This window comes from Sinobaca sp. H24, assembly GCF_023845525.1.
The window spans coordinates 39,315-57,642 of sequence record NZ_JALBWT010000011.1; the positions used below are offsets into that span (position 1 = coordinate 39,315).

14 protein-coding genes and 3 pseudogenes are annotated in these 18,328 nt (G+C 44.1%); 4 read left to right on the plus strand and 13 right to left on the minus strand.

Annotated elements, in window-relative coordinates; all coding sequences use genetic code 11:
* Positions 1-122: 122 nt before the first annotated feature.
* A complete protein-coding gene (locus MMY81_RS15270) occupies positions 123-3,416 on the plus strand; it encodes a transglycosylase domain-containing protein (protein ID WP_252313558.1) in 3,294 nt (1,097 codons plus the stop codon).
* Here MMY81_RS15270 and MMY81_RS15275 read toward each other — a convergent pair.
* Positions 3,366-3,623: a hypothetical protein gene (locus MMY81_RS15275; RefSeq protein WP_252313559.1), complete on the minus strand. Its 258-nt coding sequence runs from the start codon at positions 3,621-3,623 to the stop codon at positions 3,366-3,368. The genes MMY81_RS15270 and MMY81_RS15275 overlap by 51 nt on opposite strands.
* 160 nt (positions 3,624-3,783) lie before the next feature.
* On the minus strand, positions 3,784-5,502 hold the full coding sequence (gene acsA, locus MMY81_RS15280; RefSeq protein WP_252313560.1) for an acetate--CoA ligase: 1,719 nt from the start codon (positions 5,500-5,502) through the stop codon (positions 3,784-3,786).
* Positions 5,503-5,734: 232 nt separating this feature from the next.
* Here acsA and MMY81_RS15285 point away from each other — a divergent pair, with 232 nt between their 5' ends.
* From MMY81_RS15285 to MMY81_RS15295, 3 genes are read left to right on the plus strand one after another with little or no spacing between them, the layout of a single operon-like run.
* Complete coding sequence (locus MMY81_RS15285) at positions 5,735-6,367, plus strand: GNAT family N-acetyltransferase (RefSeq protein ID WP_252313561.1); 633 nt, start codon at positions 5,735-5,737, stop codon at positions 6,365-6,367.
* A gap of 22 nt (positions 6,368-6,389) precedes the next feature.
* Entirely contained in the window at positions 6,390-7,031 is a 642-nt protein-coding gene (locus tag MMY81_RS15290; RefSeq protein ID WP_252313562.1) for an acetoin utilization AcuB family protein, read from the plus strand.
* Positions 7,031-8,203: an acetoin utilization protein AcuC gene (locus MMY81_RS15295; RefSeq protein WP_252313563.1), complete on the plus strand. Its 1,173-nt coding sequence runs from the start codon at positions 7,031-7,033 to the stop codon at positions 8,201-8,203. The genes MMY81_RS15290 and MMY81_RS15295 overlap by 1 nt, the downstream gene beginning before the upstream one ends.
* 128 nt (positions 8,204-8,331) lie before the next feature.
* Here MMY81_RS15295 and ccpA read toward each other — a convergent pair.
* From ccpA to MMY81_RS33390, 11 genes and pseudogenes are all read right to left on the minus strand, one after another.
* Positions 8,332-9,337 (minus strand): annotated as a pseudogene (gene ccpA / locus MMY81_RS15300) (catabolite control protein A).
* Between the two features lie 261 nt (positions 9,338-9,598).
* Positions 9,599-10,675, minus strand: a complete 1,077-nt coding sequence (locus tag MMY81_RS15305; protein ID WP_252313564.1) for a bifunctional 3-deoxy-7-phosphoheptulonate synthase/chorismate mutase — start codon at positions 10,673-10,675, stop codon at positions 9,599-9,601.
* Between the two features lie 220 nt (positions 10,676-10,895).
* The gene (locus MMY81_RS15310) at positions 10,896-11,345 is read right to left on the minus strand and encodes a YtxH domain-containing protein (RefSeq protein ID WP_252313565.1); all 450 of its coding nucleotides are present in this window, start codon (positions 11,343-11,345) and stop codon (positions 10,896-10,898) included.
* Between the two features lie 5 nt (positions 11,346-11,350).
* Positions 11,351-11,809, minus strand: a complete 459-nt coding sequence (locus MMY81_RS15315; protein ID WP_252313566.1) for a DUF948 domain-containing protein — start codon at positions 11,807-11,809, stop codon at positions 11,351-11,353.
* A 189-nt stretch (positions 11,810-11,998) separates the two neighbouring features.
* Positions 11,999-13,306 carry a UDP-N-acetylmuramate--L-alanine ligase gene (gene murC / locus MMY81_RS15320; RefSeq protein WP_252313567.1) on the minus strand — a complete coding sequence of 436 codons (1,308 nt, stop codon included), beginning with the start codon at positions 13,304-13,306 and terminating at the stop codon, positions 11,999-12,001.
* A gap of 122 nt (positions 13,307-13,428) precedes the next feature.
* A complete protein-coding gene (locus MMY81_RS15325) occupies positions 13,429-14,088 on the minus strand; it encodes a hypothetical protein (RefSeq protein ID WP_252313568.1) in 660 nt (219 codons plus the stop codon).
* A 17-nt stretch (positions 14,089-14,105) separates the two neighbouring features.
* Positions 14,106-15,205: pseudogene (locus tag MMY81_RS15330) on the minus strand (nicotinate phosphoribosyltransferase).
* A gap of 157 nt (positions 15,206-15,362) precedes the next feature.
* Entirely contained in the window at positions 15,363-15,551 is a 189-nt protein-coding gene (locus MMY81_RS15335; protein WP_120194355.1) for a hypothetical protein, read from the minus strand.
* A gap of 195 nt (positions 15,552-15,746) precedes the next feature.
* Positions 15,747-17,276, minus strand: a pseudogene (locus MMY81_RS15340) (DNA translocase FtsK); the annotation flags it as partial.
* A 166-nt stretch (positions 17,277-17,442) separates the two neighbouring features.
* Positions 17,443-18,135 carry a hypothetical protein gene (locus MMY81_RS15345; protein ID WP_252313569.1) on the minus strand — a complete coding sequence of 231 codons (693 nt, stop codon included), beginning with the start codon at positions 18,133-18,135 and terminating at the stop codon, positions 17,443-17,445.
* On the minus strand, positions 18,132-18,257 hold the full coding sequence (locus MMY81_RS33390; RefSeq protein WP_256497918.1) for a hypothetical protein: 126 nt from the start codon (positions 18,255-18,257) through the stop codon (positions 18,132-18,134). The genes MMY81_RS15345 and MMY81_RS33390 overlap by 4 nt, the downstream gene beginning before the upstream one ends.
* Positions 18,258-18,328: the final 71 nt, after the last annotated feature.

The window sequence follows — 18,328 nt, forward strand, 5'->3', positions numbered from 1 at the left end:
TTACGATAATCACCATTTAACACCGTTTTTTCTAAGATGTCAAGCATTGATGCCGATGGTCTCTAGTTTAAATATAGGTCTTTTTTATGCTATAATGAGCTAGAAATTTAGGGGGTCGCTGCATGAAAAATTTTTTATACAAAGCAAATAAACGAGTAGATTGGTTTAGAGGAAAACAGCTGGGAGAGGAATCCTATTCCCGTTCCAATATTATTATAAATATTGTTCTTGTTGCTGTTATTGCTGCTATTTCGTCTATCCTTTTTATCGGATCGGTCGGTGCCGGCTTTTTTGTATCGCTGGTCGATGATCAGGAAGCACTGAATGAAGAGGAAATGCGTGCGGAAATTTATGATTATGAGCAGGCCAGTGATATGTATTTTGCCGGTGGTGAATCGCTTGGCAACGTTCCTGCCGATATTGAAAGAAAGCAGGTACCACTTGAAGATATCTCCGATAATCTCGTAGATGCAATCATTGCTACGGAAGATGAAGATTTTTATGATCACGACGGCATTGTGCCGACTGCATTGCTCCGGGCTACATATCAGGAAATAAGCAACGCAGGCACCCAGACCGGGGGCAGTACGTTAACCCAGCAGGTTATTAAAAATCAAATTTTAACCAACGAAGTAAGCTTCGAAAGAAAAGCAAAAGAAATTCTTCTTGCCCTTCGTCTTGAAGGATACCTGAGCAAAGAAGAAATTCTGGAAGCCTACCTCAATCTGGTGCCTTTCGGCCGAAATGCAAACGGCTTAAATATCGCCGGCGCCCAGTCTGCTGCCGAAGGAGTATTTGGAGTAGATGCTTCAGAACTCAATATTGCCCAGGCTGCCTTTATTGCAGGCATGCCTCAAAACCCGTACGGGTATACTCCGTTTGAAAACAATGGGACAGTCAAAGACGAATTCGAAGCAGGCATTAATCGTAAAAACCGCGTATTAAATGATATGAATGAAAAAGGCTACATTTCTGAAGAAGAGTACGAAGAAGCAATGGCTTATGATATTGAAGAAAATTTAGCAGAGCCAAGTGATACCGTTACAGATGAATATCCTTATATCACAAGTGAAGTCCAAAGAGAAGCATCGACAGTTCTGCGCGAGCAGATGCTTGAAGAAGACGATGTAGATCTCGATGCAATGGATGAAGAGGAACGCGAGCAGACGCTTGAACAATATACAGCGGATGCCAGAGAGGATCTCGCCATCGGCGGATATGATATTCATATTACGGTAGATAAAAGTATATATGACGGCATGCAGGAATCCATTGAAAGCTCTACATGGTTCGGACCGGACCGCACAAATGGCGACATCACCGAACAGGAAGAAGTCGGCGCAATGATGATTAATAATCAAACAGGAGCCATCATCAGTTTTGTCGGCGGCAGGGATTATGAAACCCAAAATTTAAATCATGCTACACAAACGTTCAGACAGAACGGCTCCACGATGAAACCGCTTCTTTCCTACGGTCCTCTGCTGGATAGTGGCGAACTGCATCCAGGTTCTACTGTAGCAGATGTACCGACAGACTATACTACCGGAACGGAGATCAACAATGCAGGCAGTGATTTCGAGGGCTTTATCCCGGTCCGCGAAGCACTTCAGCGCTCGCAGAATATCCCTGCGGTCAGAAGCTTCTGGGAACTGGAACAGGAGGAAGCTAAAGATCATCTGGAAAGTCTTGGCTTCACGAGACTTTCTGAAGAGGAACCCGTTGAATCAACTGCTTTGGGCGGACTGGAGAACGGTGTTACCGTATCGCAGAATACGAACGCTTTTTCAACGTTTGCTAATGAAGGCCAGTACCATGAGAGTTATATGGTAGAACGTATTGAAAAGAAAAATGACGGAGAAGTAACGTACGAACATGAAACGGAAGAAACAGAAATATTTTCACCACAAACGAGCTATTTAATGGTTGATATGCTCCGTGATGTTCTTGAATCACCTGGTACAGCCTCACAGCTTTCTTCTTACCTCGATGTTGACGGAGACTGGGCCGGAAAAACCGGTACGACAACCGATCAGGTAGATGCCTGGTTTGTAGGAATGAACCCGGAAGTCACGATGGGCATCTGGCTTGGCTATGATAACCGTGAACAGCAGAATCAGCTGGAAAGCCCCTACAACGGCTATTCCTACAGCGAACGAACCCAGAATATATGGGCGGACTTGATGAATGCTGCAAACGAAGCAAACCCTGATGCTGTAAATACAGACAGCACCTTTGAAGAACCTGATGGAATCGTTGAACAGGAAATATGCGGTTTATCCGGCCTGCTTGTTTCTCCGATGTGTGAAGAAGCCGGACTCGCTGTAACAGATTTAATGAATGAAGAGTTTGTACCAACGGAAGAAGACGACAGCCTGCAGGAAGGCGACCTCGTAGAAATTGACGGAAGCACCTACACTGCCTACGATGAAACACCGGATGACTTTACTCTATCAGGAATTATTATGGATGAAGATTACTTCGAAGATATTGATAACCCGGCAGAGTATTTCCCTGAAGATATAGGAGATATTACGGTGGACCGGGAAGCACCTGATAATGAAAGAGACCCTTCTACTGTTTCAGGGGTATCAGGCAGCGGAGACGAGCTTACCTGGTCGGAACATCCGGATGATGATATTGTCGGCTACAGGATATATGAAGGCAGCAGTGTTGAAGATACTGTTGTAGGAAAAGACAACACATCCGCGAGCGTTGGATCCGGTACTTTCACTGTAAGAGCCGTAGATACCCGTGGAAGAGAATCTTCTAATTCTGCAAGCACAGACATTTCATCCGGCACAACGGAGACAGAAAACGATGATGAATCAAGTAATGATGAAAGCTCAGAAGACGAAAGCACTGAATCTTCGCCTTCCAATACGCCGGACGAAGGTTCTGGAGAATCGGAAGACTCTTCTGAAGAAAGTCCTTCTACTACAGAAGATGAAACAAACAGCACTGAACAGGAATCAACTGAAGAAAGTCCAGCAGAAGAAAATAACGACGAAAACAATTCTCCAAATGAAGAAGATTCTGGAAGCAGCGATGGTTCAAATGAAGAGGAAAACTCTTCCGAAAACGGCGGCAGTGAAGAACAGACACCTTCAGATAATAATACTGCCCCACCGGCTGAAGAGGATTCTTCTCCTGAACCTGCTGAAGAACCAGAGACTCCGGAGGAACCGGAAGAACCAGCCCCTGAACCGGAAGAAACTCCAGAAGAACCGCAGGAAGAAGTCCCTGTGGAAGAACCCGCCGATACCAATGGATCAGGTTCAGAAACGGATGACTCCTCCGGCTCAGAGACTCCATCTGAGGAAAGCAGCGGCACCAGCACAGAGTCTGAAGAGGAAAACCGGTTCTCAAGGCAGCGGCTCTTCTCCGGTAAATCGGGAAGAAGAGGAAGAAACTGAAGAAGAAGCCGATACAGATCCGGAGCCGGAATCCAGTCCGGAACCGGATTCCAGTCCGGAACCGGATTCCAGTTCAGAACCGGAAAACGCTTCAGAGACGGATAGCAGTTCCGACACCCAAGCAAATGCTGAACCTGAGGAAAGTACTGAATCAGAAGACAGCCCGGAACCAGAGGAAGAATAAACAATTTTCCGATCAACTCTCACGAACCCCCCTTTCTAAAAGGAAAGGGGGGTTCGGACTGTTAACAAAACAAGAAATACGTATTTTTATACAGAAACCTTTACATCGGTGCTTTCCACAGCTTCTTTTTGATACGCTAAAAACCCTCATTTCCTTTTCAGGAATGAGGGTTTTTAGCGTATATTATTCTTCCATTGTAGATAGATCACCTGTAGGAAGATCAAGCTCCCATGCTTTAAGCACACGTCTCATGATCTTTCCGCTTCTTGTCTTAGGAAGTTTGTCTCTGAACTCAATTTCACGCGGAGCCGCATGAGCTGCCAGTCCTTCTTTAACGAAGACTCTGATCTCTTCTTTCAGCTCATCAGTTACTTCATAACCGTCGCGAAGCGCAACAAATGCTTTAATAATTTCACCTCTGACAGGATCCGGTTTACCTATTACTCCGGCTTCAGCAACAGCAGGATGTTCAACCAGTTTGCTTTCTACTTCAAACGGCCCAACACGTTCGCCGGACGTCATAATTACGTCATCAATTCTTCCCTGGAACCAGAAGTAGCCGTCTTCATCCATATACGCGGAGTCACCGGAAATGTACCAGCCTGCCACCTCGAAATAGCTGTTAAACTTCTCTTCATTGTTCCAAATCGTTCTCATCATGGAAGGCCATCCGCTTTCTATAGCCAGGTTACCCATTCGGTTTGCCGGGAGCTCTTCGCCCTGATCGTTCACAATCGCAGCTTTCACGCCTGGAATCGGCTTGCCCATAGAACCGGGCTTTATTTCCATTGATGGGAAATTACAGATCATCTGCGCCCCTGTTTCAGTCATCCACCACGTATCATGTATACGAAGATTGAATACTTCTTCGCCCCATCTTACCACTTCGGGATTAAGAGGTTCGCCTACGCTTAGAATATGTCTTAATTTGGAAAGATCATATTTTTTTACTACTTCATCCCCGGCGCTCATCAGCATTCTAAAGGCTGTTGGAGCACTGTACCATACTGTTACTTTGTAATCCTGCAGTGTCTGGTACCAGTCCTGAGGGCTGAAACGGCCTCCTCTCACTACATTCGTAGCTCCGGCAAGCCATGGGCCGAAAATGCCGTAGGATGTTCCTGTAACCCAGCCTGGGTCGGCTGTGCACCAGTATACATCGTCGTCTTTTAAATCAAGCACCCATTTGGCTGTCTGGTAATGCTGCAGCATAGCATTATGGACATGAAGTACACCTTTTGGCTTACCTGTAGACCCGGAAGTATAATGAAGAATCATTCCGTCTTCTTTATCCATCCATTCCGGCTCGAATTCGTCGCTGGCAGCACTCATTCTTGAATTAAAGTCCATGTACGGACCTTCTTCTTTTACATCTTCTCCGTAAATAAATACCGTATCCAGTGCAGGAAGATCATCGACAGGCACTCTTTCCAATAAAGTAGGCGTTGTAAGAAGACCCTTTGCACTGCTGTCTTCCAGACGGTCTCTGACTGCGCCTTCCATAAAGGCTTCAAATAACGGCCCTACAATTGCTCCTGCCTTAATAGCACCTAGAATAGCAAAGTACAGCTCGGGGGACCTTGGCATGAAAATAAATAAGCGGTCTCCTTTTTCGATTCCTGCTTCTTTTAACATATTTGCAGCTTTATTTGTATGCTTTTTCATCTGCTCAAACGTATATTCTTCATTTCGTTCAGCGTCGCTGTAATACAGTGCTATTTGATTTTTCTTTTCGGGCATATCCGCGTACCGGTCAATCGCTTCATGAGCCAGATTTATTTTACCTGTCTCATACCAGGAAAATTCTTTCTCAATATCCTCCCATTTAAATGTCTTCGCTGTATCTTCATAATTTTTTAAATTGTGATCTCCGTCTCTTGGAGGAAGCGCTTTCAGTTGCATTAATGATCGACCCCTTCTGCTAAATGATATGTGTTCTATTACACATTATAATATAATATGAATATTTCTTCAATTTATAATCCGGCAAATTTAGGCCTTCTGACGCTGACTATTAGTTACTGTAGGGATTCTACCGAAGAAATTCCCTTAAATCCCCAATATTTTTTTCAGGTGTTGTATAATAAAAGTAATTCTATCATTAGTTCATTATATGCTAAAAGGTGGTACTTGGATGAACCATAAGAAGAAATACTATTCGAAGGAACTGGAATTCAACGGCAGAACACTGCTTATTGAAGGTCCTATATCCGGAAAAAAAATTCATGAGTACGAACTGCACGAAGGACTGGTCGCTTTCCGTTCTCCATCTGAACAAAAGAAAGCGCTTATTAGTATTGCTGACCTTCCGGAAGGCCGTATTAACGTTGTAGTGGACGACAACACAATAGTCGGTTACGTCACGTTTGTGTATCCAGATCCTCTGGAACGTTGGTCGGAAGCTGAAATGGAAGAACTCCTTGAACTTGGTGCGATCGAAGTAGCCAAAGATTATCGGGGAGCTAAACTAGGCTCCAATCTGCTTACTTTCTCCATGCTTGATGATGCGGTGGAGGACTTTATTATTATCACAACAGAATATTACTGGCACTGGGATTTAAAAGGAAGCGGCCTGAGCATTTGGGAATATCGAAAAGTAATGGAAAAAATGATGAATGCCGGCGGTCTCGAATGGATGGCAACAGACGATCCGGAAATCAGCTCCCACCCCGCCAACTGCCTGATGGTACGTGTCGGCAAAAGAGTTTCCCAATCTTCCATGCAGAAATTCGATGCTATCCGGTTCACTAACCGCTTCATGTACTAACTGCAAAAAGGAGGACATAAATATGCTCGTTGAAGAAATTATGAAAACAGACATGATAAAAATAAACAAGGATACTACCATTCAGGAGGCAATGGACCTGCTGCAGAAACACCGTATCCGCCATATTCCTGTTGTTGATGAGGATATGCTGATTGTAGGTATCGTTTCCGACCGTGACATAAGAGATGCGAGTCCATCTGTGTTTCAGCTGAATGCGCTGAAAGAAGAATTAAACCGTCCTGTGTCGGATATTATGAAGTACCCTGTTATTACAGCCCACCCGCTCGATTTTGTAGAGGAAGCAGCCGTTGTATTATTTGAAAACGATATCAGCGCCCTCCCTGTCGCTGTCGATGATAAACTTGTCGGTATGCTGACAGAAACTAACGTCCTTCATACCATTGTGAAGCTTACCGGGGCTCATCAGCCTTCCTCCCAAATTGAGGTAGTCGTTCCAAACATTTATGGTCATCTGGCTGATCTATCTGCTTTATTTAAAAAGCATAAAATTAACATAACGAGCGTTCTCGTTTATCCCAGCGAAGACCTCAAGCATAAAGTGCTTACCTTCCGGGTTCAGACGATGGATCCCCGTCCGATCATGAACATGATTGAAGAAGCCGGATACCATGTGAAACGCCCGCATTTTCCGGGGATAGAGTAATGATTAAGGATGCTGTTTTCGTCTATTCAGAGGACCAGATGCAGTATAAGTTTAATGATGACCATCCTTTTAACCATCTGCGTCTTCGTTTAACCTATGACCTTCTTCTTTCCCTGGGTGTTATTCAGGAAGACGACATACTTACTCCCCGTATGGCAACAGATGAAGAAATTAACCTTTTTCATGATGACGCTTACATCGAAGCTGTTCAGGCAGCTGGTAAGGGTACATTGAGTGAGGGAATTGCTGCCAACTACGGGATAGGTACAGAGGATACACCTATTTTCAAAAATATGCATGAAGCATCTGCCCTGCTCGTAGGCGGTACACTGACCGCCGTAGACGCCGTTATGCAGAATAAAGCTCAGCACGCCCTGCATCTTGGCGGCGGGCTGCATCATGGGTTCCGCGGCCGCGCTTCGGGCTTTTGCATATATAACGACAGTGCGATTGCAATTGAATACATGCGCCGCCATTACGGAGCCCGTGTCCTGTATATTGATACCGATGCCCATCACGGTGATGGTGTGCAGTGGGCGTTTTATGACACGCCGGATGCCTGTACTCTCTCTATTCATGAAACGGGCCGGTACTTATTCCCAGGCACTGGGAGCGTCAATGAAAAAGGACAGGGACAGGGCTTTGGTTTTTCTATTAACGTGCCGGTGGATGCTTTTACGGAAGATGATTCGTTTATCTCCTGCTACGAAACGGCGATAGAAGAAGCTGCTGCTTTTTTTAAACCTGACGTCATTCTCACTCAAAACGGCGCGGACGCTCATTACTACGATCCTTTGACTCATCTGTCCTCCACTATTAAAACATTCGAAATGATCCCCCGCCTGGCGCATAAGCTTGCGCATAAGTACTGCGGAGGAAAATGGATTGCCGTAGGCGGCGGCGGATATGATATATGGAGAGTCGTGCCAAGAGCATGGTCTATGCTGTGGCTGGAAATGATAAACCGTCAGGATCTTTTAAAGCATCCAATCCCTCCTCAGTGGATAGAAACCTGGCAGGAGCAGTCGCCGCACCCGCTTCCCGATAAATGGACAGATCCGGAAGACATGTATGAGCACATTCCCCGCCAGGCGGAGATAACCGGGAAAAATGAAAAAACACTGGAAAAATCGCTGTACTATATTCGAAATGAAAAGAAAACGAAGAAATAAAAATATGGCACCGCTACTATCTGCAGGCGATCATGAACGCCGCAGCCGCAATAAAATCCCATCTAAAAAAAGCTGCGTCTCTCGAATAGAGATGCAGCTTTTTCTGCGGACCAAACCATTAAGTCCTGTTATTTCAGCGTACTTGAGTTTCTATATTCCAATCTATGCGGAAGTACTACTACTTTTTCATCTACTTCTTCTTTGTTCATATACTTTGTCAGCAATCTCATCGATACCGCACCAATGTCATACATAGGCTGCACTACTGTCGTCAGTGTTGGTCTCACCATAGTTGCAAGACGCGTATTATCAAAGCCGATTACTTCTACCTCTTCCGGCACTTTTTTTTTCTTGATCCTGAAGGCCGTGAATAACTCCTAAAGCCATCTCATCTGTTCCTGCAAAAATAGCACTCGGCGGATTGCTCACTTTCATGAGGGTATCTGCGGCCTGTATACCGGAATCATACGTATAGTCGCCGATCGCTACTAAAGAATCATCAAAGTCGAGGTTTTTTTCAGTAAATGCCTTTTTGTAGCCGCTGAACTTCTGAAATCCGTTCACCGGATCCTCGAGAGAACCGGACACCATACCTACACGGCTGTGTCCAGCCTCTATAAGCTCTGTCACTGCATCAAAAGAAGCCTGCTGATAGTCAATGTTCACTGAAGGAAGTTCGCCGTCCTGATCCACTGTGGCAGCCAGTACTACCGGCACAGGAGAACGCTTGAACTGCGTTACATGTTCTTCCGTGATTTCACCGCCCATAAATAAAATCCCATCCACCTGCTTTTCCAACAGCGTATTAATCAGGCTGATCTCTTTATCCTTATTCTGGTCAGAGTTGCACAGAATAATATTGTACTTGTACATAGTTGCAATATCTTCAATACCGCGGGCTAGTTCAGCGAAAAAGATATTGGCAATGTCCGGGATAATGACTCCTACCGTGGTTGTTTTTTTGCTGGCAAGTCCTCTTGCGACAGCATTTGGACGATACCCGAGCCGTTCAATGGCATCGAGCACCTTTTTTCTTGTTGCCGGCTTTACATTCGGGTTTCCGTTTACTACACGGGACACCGTAGCCATCGATACTCCCGCTTCTCTTGCCACATCATAAATAGTTGTATTCAATGAAAGGCCTCCTTTTTTTCCATCTTTACTTCATACATTTATTGCTATCATATTATAACTTAAGGAGGTTCTGCAATTCCTTTAAGCCTTATTCTTGTGTATTTCATGAAAATTTATTAATTTTTTCATAAAATATTTCCTATACGATCTTATTCTATTTTCCTGTGTATAGCAAATAATAAAGCGTTTTATCCAAACAAAAACAAAAGAGGCGAGAATCGAACCAGGTCGATTACTCTCCTCTTTTATCGTTTGAATCGTTTAGTATTTGTATAGTCCTGAGTCACGAAGCGATGTCAGGAAATCCTGGAACTGTGGAATGTTCATCTGCTGGGCAGAGTCGGAAAGCGCTACGGCAGGATCCGGGTGTACTTCCGCCATAACAGCATCTGCTCCAATAGCAAGTGCAGCTTTCGCTGTTGGAAGAAGCAGGTCTCTTCTGCCTGTTGAGTGTGTTACGTCCACAAGGACCGGAAGATGAGTTTCCTGCTTTAAAATAGGCACGGCTGAAATATCAAGCGTGTTACGCGTTGCTTTTTCATACGTACGGATACCGCGCTCACAAAGCATAATGTTTGAATTACCTTCGGAACTGATATATTCTGCTGCATTAATGAATTCATCAATCGTCGCAGAAAGGCCTCTTTTCAATAATACAGGTTTATCTACTTTACCAACTTCTTTTAAAAGTTCAAAGTTCTGCATGTTTCTTGCGCCAATTTGGATAACATCGATGTATTCTGTAGCCATTTCTACATCTTTCGGACTTACAATTTCGCTGATAACGACCATATCAAGTTCATCCGCTACTCTTTTAAGAATTTCGAGGCCTTCTTTACCAAGCCCCTGGAAATCATAAGGAGATGTTCTCGGTTTAAACGCTCCACCTCTGAGAAGCTTCAGCCCCTGCTCTTTCATTGCTTTAGCTACTTCGTATACCTGCTCGTAGCTTTCTACTGAACATGGACCAAGGATAAGGCGCTGATTACCGTCTCCTACCATCTCTCCTTTAAGATCAACGATAGTATCTTCTTGTTTCTTTTTGCGTGATACAAGAAGGGCTTTACGGTTGTCATCTTCCTGAATTTCCAGGCTCGCTTTGAAGATCTGCTTAAATAAATGCTGAACTGTAGACGTTTCAAAAGGTCCTTTATTGTTTTCAGCAATTAAATCAAGCATGTTTCTTTCTCTTACCGGATCAAATCTATTTTTGCCTCCTGTATCTTTCACCTGGCCGATTTTTTTAGCCAAAGAAGCTCTTTCATTAATCAAGTCCAAAATTTGAAGGTTTACTTTATCTAGCTCGTCTCTTAGTGCATCCAGCTGTTCGTTACTCATAACCTGCTCCACTCCCTAGTCTTTTCTGCTTTTTATGATTATACTGCTATTATAAACGAAGTTTATTACTATGTCAGCCTTTTTTTCTTTATTAATTAGACGCTTTTAAGCGTTAAAGCGTTTTATGCTGAATTAAAAGCTTTTATTCAATAAATTTTCTTATAAAATTTTGTTTAATCCCATTAAAAAGCCCGCATTTTTAGATGCGGGCTTTTTCATTTTAATTTGAAGGTTTGTTATTATTCAAGTCGGATTGAAGTTTTTCTACTTCTGATTTAATTTTTGAAGACTGCTCGCTGTCTGCGTGCTCCAGCTCTTCTGTTAATTCATCAGCAAGCTCATCCGCTGTTTTTTCTGAATCGGTTTTCACGTTTCCTGCTGCATCGGATGCAGCTGACTTTACTCTGTCGTAAAATTCATTTGAGTTTTCGCTGACGCTTTTGGCAATAGTAGATGATTTTTCTTTAGCTGTAGATGCCCACTGCGATCCTTTATCATAAGCGGTGCTTGTGAAATCGGAAGTTCTGGTGGTAGCTGATTTAGTGCTGTCCGTAATGTCTGTACGAAGCTCGCTTCCAGACTTAGGAGCAAGCAGCAGTGCAGCACAGGCGCCTGCAATACCGCCAATCAGCGTGCCAATCAAAAAATCTTTGGAATTAGTATCTGCCATTTTGATTACACCCCAGTCGTCGTATTCGTATTTTGAGCTGTTGATTCGGGATGCGGCTGTCTTGCCTGCCATCTCGTGTATAAATCAATAGCTGCATTTCCCCACTGCATTGCGCGGGCTACCTGATCAGACTGCTGTTTGGACTGCGTCGTGACGGTATCAGACATTTCTTTAAAAGTGTAATTTATTGATTGCACTGAATCACCAACATCTTTCAATGACTCAAACAGTCCATTCAAAGATTGGGATTTTTGCTGTACATCATCCACAATTAATGTTGATTTCTGTACAAGATGTTCTGACTCCGTTGTGATACCTTCCACTTGTTTCTCTACACGGTCCAGCGTTCCTGCTACGTTCTGCATCGTGCTTGAAGCAGCTTTAAGGGTCTGGACAATGAATATAACAAGCACAGCAAACGCTATTGCAACGATTAATGCGCTTATGTAGAGTAAGATTTCCATAAACGTACTGCACCTCCTTCTTTACCTATTTTAAATACCACTCTTACTGGAAAGTGAAACATTAATATTATCATTCTTTTTCTATTTTAACTAAATTTTCTTATAAGAAAAGAAGGTTTTGTCTTTTTATTGAATTTTCCTCCGTCTTTCATAAAAAAAAGCACCTGCATCTTAACAGGCGCTTTATCTTTATTCCGGCACGTTCGCTACATTTTCGTAGGCCTTTTGAAATTTTTGAATATCGCCGGCACCCATGAATAAAATAACGCCGTCTTTGTGCTTGGTAAGCTGATCCATATCTTCTTCGGAAATCAAAGAGGCTCCTGGAATTTTTCTTTGAAGGTCTTCGATCGTTAATTCTGTATTCTGCTCACGGGCAGATCCAAATATGCTGCAAAGATAAACATGGTCCGCCTGCTTAAGGCACTCTGCAAAATCATCCAAAAATGCCTGGGTTCTTGAGAACGTATGAGGCTGAAAAACAGCAATTACTTCTCTGGTGCTGTATTTCTGCCGCGCTGATTCAATGGTTGCCTTAATTTCTGTTGGGTGATGGGCATAATCATCGATCAATATTTGATTGTCGACTTTCTTCTCTGAAAACCGGCGTTTCACGCCGCCGAAGCTCTCCAGCTGTTTCTTGATAATTTCTGCCGGCATTTCCTCATAGTGACAGAGGGCAATAACTCCCAATGCATTGAGCACATTGTGGCGGCCGAAGCCGGGAATGGAGAACGTACCATAACGATCTCCTCTAATATGCACATCAAATGAAGTGCCCGCTTCACTCGTCTGAATATTATCCGCATTAAAATCATATTTACCGTCAATGCCGTAATACATAATAGGGACAGAGGCATGCAGGCTCTGCAGGTGCTCATCATCACCACAGGCTACAATGCCTTTTTTCACGCCCTGTGCCATTTCCTGAAAAGCATCGACTACATCGTCTACGTCTTTAAAGTAATCGGGATGATCAAAATCAATGTTTGTCATAATCGCATAATCCGGCTGATATTCCAGGAAGTGACGACGATACTCACAGGCTTCAAACGCAAAAAACGCACTGTTTTCCTCGCCTTTTCCCGTGCCATCTCCGATTAGATAGGAAGTCGGTTTATATGCTCTCAGCACGTGGGCTAAAAGACCTGTCGTTGACGTCTTTCCATGGGAGCCGGCTACGGCAATAGAAGTGAAACGGTTTGCAAATTCTCCAAGAAACACCGGGTATTCCATAACAGTCATACCCAATTCTTTTGCACGCTTTACTTCTTCATGATTTTCCCCGTAGGCAGCTGAAGAGATAAGAACCTGGCCTTCCTTAATGTTCTCTTCCTGAAAGGGATAAATGGGAATGCCTCTTTCTTCGAGAGGAAGCTGGGTAAAGAATGGCTTTTCTACATCAGAACCTTGTACTGGTATCTTCATATCATGCAGGATTTGTGCCAGGGCACTCATTCCTGATCCTTTAATTCCAATTAGATGGTGCGTATTCATGTTAAATACCTCCAGTATTCATCCTGCTGTAGGGCAGGGACCTTTAAATCAAGTCTCAGGCAAACACTTCATCATTATAGCAGATAGGTGTCTGCCGTCCAATAAATGTCCTTATAATCCTGCTAATGACCTAGAACATGCCTGTACCATATAATACCATGATCTTTTGCAAAAAGTCTCTTGTATTCCGGGGAAGGTCTGCCATTTTTTTCACTGTTCCAATAATAGTCTGCTTCTTTTTCATTTAAGCAAACCGGCGCCGGTCTATGAAGGGAATACGTTTTGCCGCGGTATGTAATCGTTCGTACGAGCACAACGGGTGATGGGAAGGAATCATCTGTTTCGGATGGAAAAAGATGAATGGTTGACTTAGAAGAGTTCTCCAGAAAAAACCGCCCATCTAAAATAGAATCTTTTCGTTCATTTATGGAAAAGAGTTCAAGGGCTGATACCATAATCAGCGCAGCCAGCTGGCGCTGGGTCGAAGAGAGCGAGGCTGCCTCCGCTTTAATAAACTGGTCAAACAGCCTGGAACCCGCGACGCTTTTATAGTCGTATTTCATCCAGTCCAAAAAATTTATATTCCATTCCCCATGTTCGAGCTCAGCGGTCGGACACCCGGTCCATTCTTCAAATAAATGTTTAGCCCTCACTTTTTCCCGAAGGTTGGTATTGGCCTCCACCCATTCCGAAAAATGGCTCAATAAAGAAATCAGCTCTTCATCTGCTTCCGCCTGCTGCTGTTTTTTGTATGCCTGAAAATCAGGAATATCATTTGACATGAGGCACCCCTGCTTTTCTAATTAATTTTTTCCAAACGTGGATTCGGCCGGTGTTTCCTGCCTGATTTTGCTTCATGCTCTCCATTAAGCAGCACGTTATCACCTGTGAAACCAATATGAATTTTAAGAAGACTGCCCCCGACCCCGTACATATCTATCGGAACCTGCTGGTCTTCATACATCGCGATCCGATCGACTGTAAAACCGCCGCTGGCTACAATTTTCACATGCTGAAAGCCCTCTGCATCAAGTGCTTCACGAAGAGCGAATATAAGCTCCGGATTAACGCCGCGCGGATCAAAAGCACCCATCACTTCCGGATTCCTGCAGAAATACTGATCTACTACACCGTTGGATGTGTCCACGCGCACCCTTTTAAATCTTCACCAAAGGCACGGGCCACTTTTAATGCATCTGTAATAACATCATTATTATAATCAACCAGCGCCATCAGCTCATCTTCCGGATATGTCTCTTGGTAAGCTCTCGTAGCTTCGACAATATCCCCCTGGAACAGCTGAATTAAAGCGTGGGGCATCGTTCCCATTCCTTTTTTCCCCCACCATTCGCTCATAGCGTGCGTAGCCTGAGCCGTTGAACCGCCTATATGCGCTGAGTAGCCGTCTCCTGCCTGCTGCGTAAAGTGATCGTCTCTGTCGCCCATAAAAATAACAGGCTTTTGTATGCCTGAACGGCGGGCTGCTTTTACTACGTCATATACGTTTGTTGCCACTGACGTTCTTCTCGCGAAAATACCATCGATGACCCCTTCAAGAAAACCAAAGTTCTGATAAGGCCCTGTTACAGAAAGAACTGTTTCATAAGGAGCCACTTTATCTCCATCTTTTAAAGACAGAATCTCCAGGCTTTCCGGATCTTCCGCAAACGTTTTAATTAAAGCAATGACTTCATCCGTACCGCACAGTACCGCATTTTCTTTTTGAAAAAACTGCGTAGTAACAATATCTTTGGTTTTATACTTTCTGGCAATTTCTCTTGTTTTTAAAAAGTAAACAGCAGAAAACCAGCCTTCTCCCACCCGCTCATCAAACTTGAATGTCTTATTTGTTAAACGGCTGATCTCTCCACGCATCTTATATTCTATTTCTTTTGGCATAAACAGACTCCTTGTATACTGGGCCTTTACGATAGTTTCGGGGCCGTATCTTTATTTAGTGGATAATCTTAAAATGAAGTCCGCGCATGATGCCGCGGACTTCATTTGATTGATAGGCAGTATTCCAGATAACGGTGCCTGCCTAAATCGTATTCATTTAGTGAATCAAGGCGGTTTTTCCTTGTTCCATAATAACTGCTTCTACTATTTCCTGTGCATCTTCTGCTTTCACGCTGCCAAATCCGTACTGCAGCACAATCGAAATATTTTTTTCGTAATCTGTTAACAAAGCCAAAACCTCCGGATAAACAAACTCCAAAAGAATGTTCAGCTGAATCTGTTCCATAAGAGCTCCCTCCCTGGTTGTAAGAAATCAGCTTGCCTGGAAAGCATGACAACAGTTCCGCATAAGCGGCCTGCCTATTTGTTTGAAGCCTTAGGAAAATGGTTGTTACATTTGTTATCTCTTATCATATAGAACCTTAAAGTAATTGACAAGACTTTGCATTTAAAAGGAGAAATGCAGGGCACCCGCCAGGTCTTAGGAGTGGCTCATATCTTCTAGTTCTCTGGGCGACACAAGTACCTTTCTCGGCTTGCTTCCCATAGCTTCTGACACAAATCCTTTTGCTTCCATCAGGTCAATCAGCTTGGCTGCCCGGTTGTAGCCGATGGAAAATTTTCTCTGAAGCAGGGAGGAGGAAGCCCCGCGGTGCTCACTGACAAACACGCAGGCTTCTTCAAATAAGTCATCCTGGACTTCAACAGCCTCGGTCTGCTTTATTAATTCATCCTGTTCGATAAAGTAATCCGGTTTGCTTTGATTTTTTACGAAATCTGTCACTGCCTCAATTTCTTCATCGGTTACAAACGTACCCTGAACCCGAATCGGCTTGGGCGCTCCATTTGGATAAAACAGCATATCGCCTTTTCCGATCAGTCTTTCTGCTCCACCCATATCAAGAATCGTACGCGAATCAATCTGGGAAGATACCGCGAACGCTGTTCTGGAAGGGATATTGGATTTAATCAATCCGGTAATAACATCTACAGAAGGACGCTGGGTCGCAAGCAGCAGATGAATGCCGCATGCCCTTGCTTTCTGGGCAATCCGGCAGACTGAATCTTCTACTTCCTGAGGGGACACCATCATTAAGTCGGCTAATTCATCAATCACAATGACAATGTAGGGCATTTTCGACGCATAGTTTCCCTGCTTTTGCATTTTTTCGTTATATTTTCTGCTGTCTCTTACTCCTTCATGCGCAAGTTTTCTGTAGCGGTCTTCCATTTCCTGAACCGCCCATTTCAGACCTGCTGTTGCTTCTTTTGCATCATGAATAACCGGAGTCACAAGATGGGGAATATCTTTATAGGCAGCAAGCTCTACCATTTTCGGATCGATCAGCATCAGCTTTAAATCCTCCGGGGAAGCTTTATAGAGCAGGCTTATCAATATAGAGTTAATACAGACACTTTTTCCGGATCCTGTAGCACCGGCTATCAGCCCGTGGGGCATCGTCTGCAGATCTGCTGTGATCGGAGCACCGGAAATATCAAGGCCAAGCGCTACCGTCAACGGAGACTCACTGCGGATGAATACATCCCGACGCAGAATTTCTCTTAAAAATACAGGCTGGCTTTCTGCATTAGGCACTTCGATGCCAATGGCATTTTTCCCTGGAATCGGTGCTTCCATCCGAAGATCTTTCGCAGCCATAGCAAGCTTAATGTCATCTGTCAGATTAGTAATTTTATTCACTTTCACTCCCGGTGCCGGCTGAACTTCGAACCTTGTAACGGAAGGGCCTTTCGTTACTTCAGAAACCACGGCTTTGACATTAAAATTGCGAAGGGCTGCTTCAAGCTGCTCCTGCTGTGCGGCCAATGATGCCTCATCATCATTTGAGACACGAAGCGGCGGGTTTAATAAAGAAAGAGAAGGATAAATATAGCCGCCTTTGTTTTTTCTGCCGGCCGGCTGAGAGTTCAATCGCCTTTTTGCGGGCATCATTACATTATAAGGATTCTTTTCCTGCGTTTCTTCAGAAGCGGTTTCCGCCTGGCTTCTGTTACTGTGCTTGATGGTTTTTCCTGGAACGAGTCTCCTCGAAAGAGAAGAGTGCGCACCTTCGATTCTTCTTTTCTGCCGGTCTGTTCATTTATTTCGTCTTTCACTTCGATTACCGGAGCCCGGCGTGCTTCTATTTTCCGCTTTTCATTCGGCTTTGGAATCTCTATTTTTTCACCAGCGGGGGATTTGAAGGTTGCTCTTCTTGTTCCTCCGGATAAAGATAAGCTTTTTTTTTAAGCTCTTTCTGTTCGAAAGAAGGAGGTACTTCCGTGTCTTCCTGTTGATATTCGCGGCTTTTCTGTTCATCGGCCTTCGGTATATCTGTTTGTTTGTATTCTGGTTTTTTCTTTAACGAGTCGCGGTGGAGCGGGAAATTCTCATAACCAAATACAGGAGAAGGAATGTGTCGTGCTTTAAAATCCCTCCCCTGGAAGTAGCCTGACTCTGTCTTTTCGGAAGCAGCCGGTTCATGGATCGGGTCCATCCGCTTCTCCGTACGTTTTGGCTTCTGGTAAGGTTCTGCCTGGCGTTTTTCTGTTCTTTGAGATGGTCGTTTCTCCGTTTTTGGAACAAACGCCGGCCTGTCTTTTTTATTCCGTTCAAAAGCAGGTATATCATAGATGTTCTGCCGGCGCTGTCTGGCAGCGCTGTTTGCTTCCTGTTCTCCCGGCTCCTGCTGTTCCACGTCTGCTTCTGTTTCATCGAGGGACAGCGGAAAGCGGAACTGACCTTTCTGCGGATAATGATGAAGCACACGCTGTTCTTTTTTCTTTTCCCGTTTAAATGGTTCCACAGGCTCTGCCTGATATATTTTTTTATCTGTCATATTTATAGGAGTTAAAGGGGGCTGTTTCACGCGGCCCTTCTGATTAGGTTCACTTTTTGGTTTTTCATTTTTTTTTCAATATAATCATTTTCATCTTCGCCAAGAAAAAATGACTGAAGGGACTGCATCCATCGTTGAAATGATCCGGCCATTTATATTTCACTCCTGTCGGTGTTAAGCTTAAGTATCAGCCGTTCTTTCTCTATTGTAAAGGAGCAGGAAA